Source organism: Zobellia uliginosa (assembly GCF_018860745.1).
Classification (GTDB): Bacteria; Bacteroidota; Bacteroidia; order Flavobacteriales; family Flavobacteriaceae; genus Zobellia; species Zobellia uliginosa_B.
This window is the reverse complement of record NZ_JAHKPY010000003.1, coordinates 723,269-737,049: the sequence shown is the minus strand read 5'-3', so window position 1 is coordinate 737,049 and position 13,781 is coordinate 723,269. Positions and strand designations below refer to the sequence as shown.

Genomic DNA, 13,781 nt, shown 5'->3' with positions numbered 1-13,781 from the left:
GTGAAGCGTATAACAAAGCACAGTCGTAATGGATGATAAGAGCGGAATAGCCATTCGTGCCATGTTACGGATTGGCACTTGGAAATTAGAAGTGAAAACAGGGGTTTACATGCTAGACAAGGTTACTTGCGAAGTATTACAACTGCCCTACGATACTAAATTGGTTAGAGGACAAGATACTCCTTTTGAGAGACCTAGCGCTACCGAAAAATCAATTGCAAAAGGTGTTAACGAGTTGATAAAGTCTGGCACGCCCTATGATGACGAACTAGAGTTCAAAACCCTAAAAGGAGATTTAATATGGCTCCATGTTATTGCAACTCGTAAATTGGAAAATGGGAAATGCACAGAGATTTTTGGTATCGTGCAAGACATTACAAAAAGTAAAAAATCTCAAGAAACGTTCTATAAACAAAACCAATTACTAAATCTTGCAGAAGAAAAAGCAAAGTTAGGGCATTGGAACTGGAATACTAAAACCAATACATTCGTTTGCTCAGAGAATATGGCACGTATGATAGACGTCCCAAGCAACATCCCAATACCAGTGGGCACCTTGTTATCCAAGGTAAATACAGAGGATAAGGAATATGTTGAAAAGCAATTGGCCTTAAATCTTAAAAATAAATTTTTCAACAATTTTACCCATCGGATGCCGCCCTTGGATGGCACTATAAGAATGATACAAGTATCAGGAGATATTCACCTAGACGATAAAGGAGAAATAATAAATGTTATCGGTATTTGCCAAGATATTACCAGTTATAAAGATATAGAAAGTGAGTTGGTCAGAAAGAACGAACTGTTAAGCTTTGCCGAACAAAAAGCCTTATTAGGCCACTGGGATTTAAATGCTGTAACCAATGAAGTCTTCTGGTCTGCTAACTTATACTATCTTTTTAAGCAGGAGCAAAACTCTAAGCTAGAATTCAACACCTATATTGGCTATGTACATCCGGAAGACCAGGCCATAGTAACCGAACATTTTGCAAAGGCAAGAGAAAATAGACGATTTGACAAGATCATACATCGCATTCTTTTAAAGGATGGTACTATTAAATGGATCTTATTATTGGGAGAGGTCATTGTAAATGAACAGGACGAAATAACAAAGCTTGTAGGTACTTGCCAAGATGTAACCGAACAACAATTACAAGAGGCCAAGTTTAAAGGGTTAGTAGATTCTGCCCCTAGTGCAACATTTATTATAGGTATAGGTGGCATTGTACAAATGATAAACAAAGAAGCAACCAAATTATTCGGTTACGCTACGCAGGAAATTATAGGAAAACCTATAGAGAAACTGATTCCCCCTAGATTCAACGAAAAAGGAGCTATACAAAAAGACCAATTTTTAACAAATATGAAGGCAGTAACCATAGACCTTGGCGAAGACTTTTATATGATACATAAATCCGGCAGAGAAATTCCTGTAATTGCTACTCTTGGTCCATTGCAAACAGATGAAGGATTAATTATATCCATGGCGGTGCGCGATATTACTTCCGATAAAATAGCAGAAGCCAAAATTTTAAAGTCAAATAAAGCTTTAGAAATCCTAACCAAAGAACTTACAGCTCAAAATCATCAGCTAGCGGACTTTACACAAATAACCTCTCATAATTTAAGAGCACCGGTAAGCAATCTAAATTCCCTTGTGGATTTATATAAATTGATGGAAGATGAGGCTGAACGCGATGAATTGTTTAAAAAATTTGAAACGGTTATTTCCCATCTCACCTTAACACTAAACACATTAATCGAAGCTTTAACGGCAAAAAGTCATACTTCATTAGAACGCAGCAACCTTTCTTTTAGTGAAACCTTGACCAAGACCAAGGAAATTTTCACCGCAGAAATTGAAAGAACACAAGCCATAATTAAAAGTGGTTTTTCAGAAGTAGATGTTGTTTGGTACCACAAAATCTATTTAGAAAGCTTTTTTCAAAATTTAATTGGAAACGCATTAAAATATAAATCCGATAACCGTATTCCTGAAATTACTGTAAGTTCAAAAATTACTGATGGTAAAGTTACCTTAAGCTTTAGGGATAATGGCCTGGGAATAGATTTAGACAAACATGGGCACAAAATATTTGGCCTAAACAAAGTGTTTCACAACCACCCAGAAGCCAAAGGGATCGGCCTCTTTATGACCAAGACTCAAATTGAAGCTATGGGCGGAACTATTACGGTAACAAGTCAAGTGAATCTTGGCACTACCTTTACTATTCATTTCATTTAGAGGTATGCAACATATAGTTCCGTTTTTCTTTATGGAGAAGAAGTTTTCGGTTTTATATCTGCCTATCGGAACAACCCAAAAACATTACTCGGTCTTATTTTATTGGACATTTAAACCTATTAAGGCTCATTAAAAGCGATAGACTTCAAGAAACAATAGAAAAGGCATAGATCTTAGGGAACTAAAAGAAGAGTACTACATCTTCTTGTTTTTTTCTTCAATCCATTTAGAGAGGTACTTTGTGCTTTGCATCGTCTGGTGCATCAACAGACTTCCTATAAAATTTTCTAGCCTATGTGCGCGTAAATTTTCCCGTAAAAAAATTAATTTCCGTGAGAGTTTCTCACTTAAATTTGCTCGGTTATAAAATTTATTAATGATAGCCACTCCATGCTGCTGTGCTGCATTCCATTCTTTCTCATTCTTGTAAAGCCCTACAGCTTCATGTACAAAATCTTCTGTAGTTTCGGCAATTACTCCACTCCATGGCAAATTTTTATGCATACCCTCTGCCCCTATTCCAGTAGTAATGCTAGGTGTACCATTCAACATCGCCGTTGTTAGTTTTCCCTTTATACCCGCACCAAAACGCAAAGGCGCCAGATTTAAGCGCGCTTGTTCCAAAATTTCATTTGCGTTTTCAGTCCATCCTTTTATATGAAAACCTATTTCAGGTTTATGCAACTCGCTAATCTGTTGAGGCATGTAAGCTCCATAAATGTAAACTTGGGCTTTAGACAGTTCTTTTCTGATCAAAGGCCAAATCTCTTTATAGAGCCACAAAACCGCATCTACATTAGGTGCATGTCTCCCGTTTCCAATACACACAAAATTTGATCGTTTGCCAAAACTCACCCATTTTTCCTGAGCTTCCGGTTCTATTTTATCCAGAATAAAAGGCAAATGCAATACTAAATTCGAATCTAATTTTAAGGTTTCCGTCAGCAATTGCATCTCAAAAGTAGAGACCATTAAAGACAAATCGGATCGGAGAATACTGGCCACTTCGCGCTTGGTAATATCATCTTGCATCCAAGCATCTATTGAAAACGGTATGTCTTTTTTATGACAGATCTCCCTCACCTTTCTTAGAGAATGTAAATCTTCCGTATCAAGTATTTTAAGGGCATCTGGCGCATTTTCAGAAACCCTCCAGCCAAACTGCTCTTCCGTCAGGAAACGATCAAACAGAACCACTTCAGGGTCTAGTTCTTTAATAAAAATGTCAAAAGCAGAATCGTTTAAAACGATGGACCTTGACCGAATACCCAATTCCTGGGTGTCTAGAGATAGTTCTGTTGGGGAAGCCGCACTGGCAAAAGTGATTTCGTAACCTTCGCTTCCAAAGAAATCCAGTAGCTCCAGCATCCGGTTTCCTGCGGCAGTAGAAGCGGGTTCCGGCCAAGTAAAACCTATAACCAAAAGTACGTTTTGTTTCACTTTACCTTATTTTCCTGTAAATAACTGGTAATTAAAATACAATTTCTAAAATAGAAATTACATCCTGTCCGCAAACATTTTTGAGATACTGGAACGCAATTTACGCTCGTAGTCCTCTTCCAACCACTCTTTGTAATTTTTTGTATTGTTCATGATACAGTAGGAATATTGACGCACACGGTATTTAATTTCCTCTTTGAGTTCTTTTGCCAAAATACGGGCATCAAAAACATCTTCCGAATTCTCTACACAAATTTGGGCATGCTGGTCAATACTGCGTTCCAACACAATTTTAGATCTAAGTCCTTGTGCAAAAACTTTTTTGTATTCTTCTTTTATATTGAACTCAATGTTGGTAGAGTTTTTAAATTTTTCACGAAGAGCTGCCGGCATTTCATAAACAAATTCCTTTTCAATTTCTTCATCATTCTTGATGTTTTCAAGATAAAAATCGGGAAAATGAAAAATTTCCTGCCAATCGATTGGTGCATCCCATAAACCAAATCTAGCTACATTATTCCCTAGATCTACAACAGTAAATTCGCTCTTATTGGGCATTATACGGGACCCACGACCAATCATCTGAAAATATAAAGTTAACGACCTTGTAGCCCTATTCAAAATAATGGTTTCAACGGAAGGCTCGTCAAAACCGGTGGTAAGGATGCTTACCGATGTAAGTATAGCATCTGGTGTATTAGAGAACCACTCTAAGATCTCCTTTCGCTCAGAAGCCGTATTCTTATTATCTAAATGCCTAACATTGTACCCGGCCTTTTTAAAGGTTTCATACACGTAACGAGAAGTGTTGATACCGTTGTTGAATATTAATGTTTTTGTACCCTCTGCAATCTCTTTGTACGCAGATAACAGTTTGCCCAACATACTTTGGTTACTGTACAGTTCATCTGATGATTTAACGGTGTAATCTCCGCTAATACCCAGTTTTAGACTCTGCAAACTTACATCATAGTTATACATATTACCTTGAGCCAAGAAATTTCTCTTGATCAAAGCACCTATGGATTCACCAACTATCAACTTCTGATAGTTGTCTTTCATGGGCAACTTAATATTGGAACTCAATGGCGTTGCCGTAACTCCTAAAATTGTAGATTTTTTGAAAAACTTAAAAAGCTTCCTAAATGAATTATAGTGGGCTTCATCAATAATGACCAGACCAATATCATTGATTTCTACTTTCTCTTCCTGTAGTCTATTGTTCAAGGTTTCCACCATGGCAACAAAACACATAAAATCATCCTGATCCGTAAGTTCCTTTACCTCGCTATTTATGATTTTATTCTTGACACCAAAACTTTTCAGCATTCTGGAAGTTTGCGTGCTTAGTTCGATACGGTGCGTAAGCACAACTACTTTCTTACCTGTTTTTTCAATATAACGCCGAGCAATCTCAGAAAAAACTACGGTTTTACCACCACCTGTAGGCAATTGATAAAGTAGATTTCCTGTTTCTTCCGGATCCTCAAGATGCTTGAAAATGGTATTCAGATCTTCAATCTGATAGTCGTACAGTTGTTTTTCGGTAGTATTTTTTTTTAACTCCAAGTAGGGTCTAAAATTTAGCGTTCAATATTGCGAGCAGGTGGGGTTTCCCAAAATTCTCAATTTTACAAAATTAAAGGAAATTTGTACTTATCTGAAATTTATTACAACTAAATCGATAAAAAGAAGAAACAAAAGCTCCGCCCCAACTAGATAAATAGGATGTTTATCTAACTTTTTATGATACGTACAACATATAATTAATAGCCTCTATGCATGACAACCTCATTTAGCAATTTTTTGCCTTTAATTAGCCTTTCATAATTATCCAAAATTTGTGGCACTACAGAATTTGTATCCGAAACACTGGCGTAATGTGGTGTCATCTGTATTTTTTCATGACTCCAAAAAGGATGTTCTTTTGGTATTGGTTCTTGATGATATACATCCAACCCTGCACCTGATAGATGACCATTGTTCAACATCTCCAACAAATCTTCATCAACCATATGCCCTCCTCTAGCCACGTTAATTACGTATGCATTCCGGGGAAGCTTTTTAAATAGTTTTTTATTCAAAATCCCAGAGGTTTCATCCGTAAGAGGTAAAAGACAAACTAAAATTTGAGCGGTCTTTAAAAAATCATCAAAGCCAGACGCTCCAGCATAACAAGTTACATTATCGATGTTTTTTTCTGAGTTAGCCCAGCCCCGAACTTTAAATCCGTATTTAACTAAATCCGTAGCCAATTCTTTTCCCAAAGCCCCCATTCCCATAATACCAACTGTAAAATCCGAGATGCGATGGTATTGCATAGGCTTCCAGATACCTTTAATTTGATTTATTTTATACTGATCAAGATTTTTTAGGTGACTTAATATGACCGCCAACACATGTTCGCTCATGTCTTTTGCCAACATATCATCTACTACACGTGTTATGGGAAGATTTTTTGGGGCAGTCTCATCCTCGATAATAAAATCAACTCCAGCTCCACTAGATGCTATTAACTTTAAGTTGGGATAGTCCACCAATGCACCATTTGGATGCTTCCAGACCAACGCCATTTCTATTTTCTCTTTAGGATGATTTTCTTGGTAGCCATAAACTTCAAGATCAGGGTCTTTAGTTAGAAGTGCTTTTTTCCAAAGCTCAATTTTATCGTCTTGCCTAATGATTACTATTGCCATATTTAATCTATTATATCCAAAGCTCTGGAAAAACCCTCCCCAAATTGCCAATTTTCTTCTTCCGTAATCGAGTAAATTTTAACAATACGTTCTTTGTATTCCGGTAAAAGTCCGTTCACGGATATAAACTGAACCGCTTCCGTAAAGGAATTCATCATGCTTTTATAGAATGAATCCGGTATGTTTCTGCCTTTTTCAAACACTTGGGCTATTTCTAGATTATAGAGCATAACATCTGCTATAAGATGCGGATCCACACCCAGTTTTCTAAAGTGCTTTATGAATTTTTGAGCCACGGAGCGCCTTGCCCTTGGTCTTTTACGTCTTACAGGGAAGTATTCATTGCTTATTTTTGTCTTGGCCTCCTGTACTAGCTTATCTTCTTTTGGATTGAAAATAAAGTTATAATACTCTTTTACTTCAGGAAAACGTTCATAAAGATCCAAAAGCTGCTCCTCTATAGCGCCTTTATCTATTTCAGAGAGGTACTTCTTTAGCTTCCTTTTACTCATTTGATATCATTTGATTTCAAAAATAACCCAACAAAGGGAATCCGCCTACATTCGTACTAAAAACCTTATACTTCTCATAAATTTTGTATAAGAATACTGACAATACTTTGGAAAATTGATAATAAAAATGTATACTGTACTCTTGTAGTAATCCTAAACATACTAGATATATGAGGCAACTAAAGATTATCAAGCAAGTAACAAACCGTGAATCGAAATCATTGGACAAATACTTGCAAGATATCAGTAAAATTGATCTGATCAATGCGTCTGAGGAAGTAGAACTCGCACAAAGAATACGTGCTGGAGATCAAGCAGCCCTAGAAAAATTAACTACAGCCAACCTACGATTTGTAGTCTCCGTGGCCAAACAATATCAGAATCAAGGTTTAAAGTTACCCGATCTAATTAACGAAGGTAACCTTGGGCTTGTAAAAGCGGCAAAACGCTTTGATGAGACCCGTGGGTTTAAATTTATATCGTATGCCGTATGGTGGATTCGCCAATCTATTCTTCAGGCTCTTGCTGAGCAGTCACGTGTAGTACGTCTACCGTTGAATAAAATTGGTTCTATAAATAAGATAAAAAAGACATTCTCTTATTTAGAACAAGCGCACGAAAGACCACCATCTGCAGAGGAAATAGCCAAAGAGCTAGAGATGACTGTTAGCGAGGTGAAGCAATCCATGAAAAACTCGGGAAGACACGTTTCTATGGATGCGCCCCTTCGCGAAGGTGAGGATTCCAACCTATATGACGTACTTCGTAGTGGTGAATCTCCAAAGCCGGATAAAATCCTAATGCAGCAATCCCTGAATACTGAAATTAACCGCGCTTTGGAAACTTTGTCCCCAAGAGAGGCAGATGTGGTTAAATTGTATTACGGAATTGGTGATCAGCAATCTATGACTTTGGCGGAGATAGGGCAAACTTTTGACCTTACGAGAGAAAGAGTGCGTCAGATTCGCGAAAAGGCCATTAGAAAATTACGTCACAATTCAAGGAGTAAATTACTTAAGACCTATCTAGGATAGGTTTATAAGAACAATAACAATTAAAAAAGCCCTGACGCAAAAACGTCAGGGCTTTTTTTGAACAACTAATATTCACTAAATAACTAAGAAAAATTTAATTTGTTAATCTGTTCACTGTTTAAGATTTCATTCAAATTTTTAATAAAATTTAAATAGGCTGCATTGTCTGGGTTTTGATTTGCCATAGTTGTAGGTATTAAAGGGGTTCAATGGATTTGGGATCCTGATTACATATAATCTAATTCAACCAATTCGTTTAAACTTAAAATCTCATTTAAGTCTTGTAGAAATGATAGGTATTCTTCTCCGTAGGTATCGTAAAGCATAATCTGTATAGGTTAAGTTAATATTTTGATTCGGTGTCTTATTATTATGATGTAAACTTATTCATTAAGACAGCCTTCAACAACAAATTGTGGTGTAACGAATGAAAAATGTTGTCAAACCTGTTAATCTTGTAAAGATGCCCTTCTCAAGAACAAAACCGGTGTGCAATTCATCGTAAAAATGACTCATTTCATCTGCTACTCTCTGTATTTCAAACTTTTAACGGTTTTAAACACCAATGTTTACAGGCTGTCCGGGCTTTTTTGGCCAGCACAAACCTTATCTATGCTACTTTATTCTACTAACCTAAGCTTTTGGATATCCAATTAAAAAAATCAAATACCAAATATGATTTTTAGTAAGTAAAGTCGGCTTTTAAAATAGAAACCAAATCAATTTCTCTTTCTCTATCTATATAGCAATAAGCATGCCTTTTAAAACGTTATCAAAACCTAAATATTAGGTATTAGAATCTCACTTAAACATTTACAAAAGGTATCCGTATCTCATTCAGACCTATAACATGAAAAACAAAGCACAAATAGCCACTCTAATATTTATGTTGACCAACTTTTGCATGATTGCTTCTGAAGGTATTTTATTAAAGATGCATGTTGAACCAAATTTTTCTTCAGTTTCTACGAAAACCCAGACCATTACTTTAAATAGCCATGGTTTTAATGCAAGACAAAAGAGTAGTTTTACTATTGCGGGTCAAACGGAGTATCCCCAACGCGGACTGACTGTAATTCATTTTCATTCTGCTGACACTTTTGAATTTAAAACCTTTGACACCTATTCCAGTTCTGATGAGGCAATAAAACTAACAGCCATATTGAAGAAGTTAAAGGCTAGCAAAGCCACCTTTGCCATTTTGGCCCATGATTCTGCGGTAAATGGTGAATTAAACACCTCAGCTGAGTTGAAGCAAATGGGTTTTGAGAAACTAGGATTCCTTAAAGGTCGCCAAGCCTATGTTATGCATAATTTTAATGGTATGATTACGGAAGAGGTAAACGATAGTTCTCTAACAATTTCTGAGGCTGTTCCGAGTATATCAAAAGATGAAGAAATTTATTTCCCGCGTATCACCTATGAATTCGAACCCAATAACAACCGGTATATAGCACATGCCGGAGGTGAAATAGATGGCGTTAAATCTACAAACAGCAAAAATTCCTTAGATGAAAACTATAAAAAGGGATTTAGGCTTTTTGAACTTGATATTATTGAAACATCTGACGGAAAACTAGTTGCTGCCCATGATTGGGCCATGTGGGCAAGATTTACGGATTATTCCGGAACGCTTCCTCCCTCCCATTCGGAATTTATGAAGCATAGAATTTACGGGTCGTATACAACGTTGGATTTAAAGGGAATCAACGCATGGTTTAAAGCGCACCCCGATGCTACCCTAATTACCGATAAGATAAATGACCCCATTGCTTTCGCAAATCAATTTATAGACAAAAATCGCTTAATCATGGAACTTTTTAGCCCTATGGCTGTAGAGGAAGCTTCGCAGAATGGCATAAATGCCATGATTTCCCAAGAGCCTTTATTGAAAATAAGAGGCGATAAAATCCAATGGCTGGCTATTAACAACGTAAAACATGTAGCGTTCTCCCGTAGAATATTAGCTGCACAGCATAAATTGATATTACAATTACGCGACGCAGGTATTAAAGTTTATGTCTTCAACGTAAACTTTGACCCAGGTAAAGATGAAAAGTATGTACAGGAGAATGAAATAGGCCTGGTGTATGGCATGTATGCAGATAAATGGATGTTTGATACACAGGACGGAAAAAAAAGTAAATAGCCTTACATTTTTTAGAATTTAACCTCATAAGTAATTCCTGCTGAAACTCCATAAAAGAATTGGCCAGAAGCAAATGCCAATTCTTGGCGAGTAGCTCCCAGATTAGCTCTGTAAATGTTTGGATTGTTCTTACCCGTAAATTGGTATTCCAAACTTAAGCGTTGCGACTCTACATATAAAAGAGTTTCTGCTAATAATTCATCTCCTGAAGTCAATTGTCTTAATTCCGGAGAATACCCCATACCCAAATTTAATCCTAGATAGTTTTCTGCATCTTTTAAGTATTTCCGAACCAGTAGGTTTCCAGAAAACCGGGTTAAATTATCTGGCATAGGTGTTATATAGGAACGTAAAGAGATATAGTAATTACCTCTATAGTGCCCTAAAGAGTTAGTTATTACAGATACGTTGGTATTGTCATAACTGATATATCTTCCCCCAGCCGAGAACTCAAAAGCACCTGGAAGATTCGCATAGAGATCACCGCCAAATTTATGTTTAGGATATATAGAAGCATTTGACAATCCGTAATTTAAATACGCATAAAATCGATTTGAAAATTTTGGATAAAAATCCAATTCGTACTGTACCCCGTTTGTTTCTAAACGGTTACTGTAATTTATTCTAGGAATAAGGGTTCCTGCCAAAGTTTGCCTATTGTACGAAATACTAGAATAGAACATAGGGTCATATCTGGTATCATAAACCGTTGCGGAATTTCTTACCGAAACTTTATTTTTAAACACTTCCTCCGTAACGGGTGTTTTTGCTGCTAGCGTATCTAATCCTTCTAGCTTTGGTGTTTCTGCCGCCTTTACTTCCGTAAGATCTACTATTTCGTTTTTTACCTCAACAGAATCATCTTGATTGAACCATCCGGATTCCGGATATGCTGTATCTGTTATACCTTTTTCGGCAAGCTTCTTTAACCTTTCAACCTCAGCGTCATTATCAAGATAAACTAAAGCCTTATTGGCCAAACCAATTGCAGTTGCATTATTCTTTGCATAAAGTTCATTTTTAATAGCAGCTATCCACACATCTCTATTCTCCCTATCCGATGAAACTATGATGTTGAATTCATCCCGTGCCTTATCATATTCACCGTTCCAACTATACGTGCTAGCCAACAAAGAACGAGCCGCTTTATCTTTTGAACCATTGCCTACCAATTTGGTTAGCATCGTATTTGCTGCTATATAGTCGCCTCCATAGGCTAAATTCCTAGCTTCATTATAACCCACATCTTGACCATTGGCCAATATACCGGCGAAACCCCAAAACAACAGTAGATATGTAGTTTTAAAACTCATTCTAATTCAAACGTGTTTAGAGCGGTCTGCGTATTGGGCATTTCATGTTTTTCTATGGATGCGGTAATTCTTTTCTTCTTGGCCTCTCTTCGTGCACGTGCTATCTTATCTTTTATTTCATGGGCGCTTGAACTATTCTCCTGTACTTTAGCTACTAATTCTAACGCTTCTTTAGGTCGTTCGGACCAATAGTAGACATCAAACAAGGCAGAATAAGAATCAATATAATTCGGATTCATCTTAATGCATTCTTGTAATATTTCAATTGACTTATCATAATTACCCATCCAAACATTAACCCTACCTGTTAGAATTTTAGTGTCTATATGGCTAGGAGCTTCCGATAGGATATATCTGCTTAATAACAAAGATTTCTTATACTCTCTTTCAAAAGCCAATTCTCTGGCAATCATATAAACCTTATCAAAATTCTGACCGTTGTAAACGCTATTTATCCAGACTATCTCCGAAGCGTCGAATTTTTCTTTTTTAATCGAAAAAATAGCTTGGCTATCAGGGATTATTTTGTTGTTATTCGTAACATAAGCGTTCATAGACTTAAAGGCCATTAACTTATCCTCGCTATTAGAACTTCCAAAAGTGGACCCCACTTCCATATTATCATCCAAAGAATAAACAGACCCGTCAGAGTAGAATTTTTCACCGTCTACAAACTCCTTCAATTCATTCTTATTTCGCATTAAGGGAATGTTTTTATTTGATTGGAATTTTTCACTCATATCCAATGCATTTCCCATCCAAGCAACCTTCTTAGGCATTGTAAGTTCATATTTGGATTCCATTAATGCTAACAATGTAGGGGTAACATCAAAATGGGAATTTACCGCACTCATTTTTCTTGTTTTCTTTAAAAGCGGACTATACATTATCAGCGGCACATGAAAACGACTTATATTACTTCTTTGTGGTATTGGAATCAATCTGTGATCGCCGGTTATTATAAAAATGGTGTTATCATAATTAGGCTGTTTACGGTACTCTTCAAAAGCGTATTTAACAGCGTCATCCGTGTAAAGCAATGAAGCAAAGACATTGTCATTCTTTTCTATTACTTTCTCGGTTTTACCATCAAAATCCCCCTGAGACAATAGTTTAGCAACCTCGGCTTCATATAAATCCTGTTTAGGAGGCATAAATGGTTCGTGCGTGCTAATCGTCATATAAACCTCCATACGAGGCTGCTCTGCATTACGGTGCAAACTCATACTTTTTTTAAATAGTTCTTTATCCGGATAACCCCAAGAAGCACCTGCGGCATCTTCTTCCTGCATCTGGTACTTACTACCAAACCCCGACTTGTCTAAAACAAAATCCAAATTTTCGCTTGAAAGGAAACGGTCTACATTATCAAAAGAACTATTAGTGCCTTGGTAGAAAGAAGTATGATACCCATTGTTTTTAAGTATACTGAACAAAGTGAGTTTATTAGGATATTTTTCAAGTTCCATAAAACCACTCTTCCCAAAAGGTAATGAACCTAGTAATGATGGTAGTACACCAAAAGTACGTCCGGTATTACTTAGGCAATTTTCCCAATACAAGGATTTTGTGGTCAACGAATCTAAAAAAGGTGTAAACCCACCATACTCCGCTCCTTCCCCCACAAAATCGCGCCCCAAGCCTTCCACCATTATGAATACAATGTTCGGCTTTTCCTCCTTTAGCTCAAAATATTCTCCCAGTACGTTTTCTGTAGGTTGCGTTTTTATCAAAGGAAACTCCACATCAGAATTATACGAAGTGTCTTCCGTAGATGTATCATATAAATTAAGAGCTAGGTATTGTGTTTTATTGTGATTTATGGGTTTACCTTCAATAAAAAGAGTAGCAATGAACATACTAAGTAAAATGATGGTAAACGGATACATTTTACTAATGTGATGATAGTATTTTGATGAAATTTTGTACAACCCAACAAACATGCTAATAATTACTGTGAAGGCTAAAGGAATAATCCAAGAGATTCCCCCAGAATTAGCAACCGTCATTTTTATATCCTTAAAGCTATAACCCAATAAATCGGAACCCAAAGGAACCAAGGCCGTACAGAAATAGCTAATAAGCGTTGCCTCTATAAGCAATAGAATTAAGAGCAATACAAAAATCAAATTGAAACCATATCTAGGGCGTAAATTTTCCCAGAAGTTAAATGGGAATGCCAAAATCACACCCACCAAAGAGGTAAAACCCATTTGATGTACAACAGCTATAAAAAAACTAGAGCCAAAGATAATATCCACAACACCTTTAAAATAGAGCGTAGTATATTGGTAGATGGTAAGCACCAAAAGACTACCAAAGAATGAAATCATCAATCTTGTGTAGTGTTTTAAAGTATACCGGTCTATAGTGCTTGTATTCATCTGTACTT

9 protein-coding genes are annotated in these 13,781 nt (G+C 36.6%); 3 read left to right on the top strand and 6 right to left on the bottom strand.

All coding sequences use genetic code 11. From position 1 onward, the window contains the following. Positions 1–28 precede the first annotated feature (28 nt). Positions 29–2,245 (top strand): PAS domain-containing sensor histidine kinase, encoded by a 2,217-nt coding sequence (locus KO521_RS06900; RefSeq protein WP_215939166.1) that lies wholly within the window; start codon positions 29–31, stop codon positions 2,243–2,245. A gap of 195 nt (positions 2,246–2,440) precedes the next feature. On the opposite strand, the gene KO521_RS06895 is transcribed toward KO521_RS06900, so the two are convergent. From KO521_RS06895 to KO521_RS06880, 4 genes are all read right to left on the bottom strand, one after another. Next, on the bottom strand, positions 2,441–3,685 hold the full coding sequence (locus tag KO521_RS06895) for a glycosyltransferase (RefSeq protein WP_215939165.1): 1,245 nt from the start codon (positions 3,683–3,685) through the stop codon (positions 2,441–2,443). Positions 3,686–3,742: 57 nt separating this feature from the next. Continuing rightward, positions 3,743–5,254 (bottom strand): DEAD/DEAH box helicase, encoded by a 1,512-nt coding sequence (locus KO521_RS06890; RefSeq protein ID WP_215939164.1) that lies wholly within the window; start codon positions 5,252–5,254, stop codon positions 3,743–3,745. A 197-nt stretch (positions 5,255–5,451) separates the two neighbouring features. Continuing rightward, positions 5,452–6,381 carry a 2-hydroxyacid dehydrogenase gene (locus KO521_RS06885; protein ID WP_215939163.1) on the bottom strand — a complete coding sequence of 310 codons (930 nt, stop codon included), beginning with the start codon at positions 6,379–6,381 and terminating at the stop codon, positions 5,452–5,454. A gap of 2 nt (positions 6,382–6,383) precedes the next feature. Next, the gene (locus KO521_RS06880) at positions 6,384–6,893 is read right to left on the bottom strand and encodes a DUF6155 family protein (protein ID WP_215939162.1); all 510 of its coding nucleotides are present in this window, start codon (positions 6,891–6,893) and stop codon (positions 6,384–6,386) included. A gap of 170 nt (positions 6,894–7,063) precedes the next feature. Here KO521_RS06880 and KO521_RS06875 point away from each other — a divergent pair, with 170 nt between their 5' ends. Further along, positions 7,064–7,927 carry a sigma-70 family RNA polymerase sigma factor gene (locus KO521_RS06875; protein WP_038232786.1) on the top strand — a complete coding sequence of 288 codons (864 nt, stop codon included), beginning with the start codon at positions 7,064–7,066 and terminating at the stop codon, positions 7,925–7,927. Positions 7,928–8,777: 850 nt separating this feature from the next. Further along, positions 8,778–10,076, top strand: coding sequence for a hypothetical protein (locus KO521_RS06870; protein ID WP_215939161.1), 1,299 nt, complete (start codon positions 8,778–8,780; stop codon positions 10,074–10,076). Positions 10,077–10,087: 11 nt separating this feature from the next. Here KO521_RS06870 and KO521_RS06865 read toward each other — a convergent pair whose 3' ends face one another. Next, positions 10,088–11,389: a YaiO family outer membrane beta-barrel protein gene (locus KO521_RS06865; RefSeq protein WP_215939160.1), complete on the bottom strand. Its 1,302-nt coding sequence runs from the start codon at positions 11,387–11,389 to the stop codon at positions 10,088–10,090. Next, complete coding sequence (locus tag KO521_RS06860; RefSeq protein ID WP_215939159.1) at positions 11,386–13,773, bottom strand: sulfatase-like hydrolase/transferase; 2,388 nt, start codon at positions 13,771–13,773, stop codon at positions 11,386–11,388. Before KO521_RS06860 ends, KO521_RS06865 begins: the two co-directional genes overlap by 4 nt. Positions 13,774–13,781 lie beyond the last annotated feature (8 nt).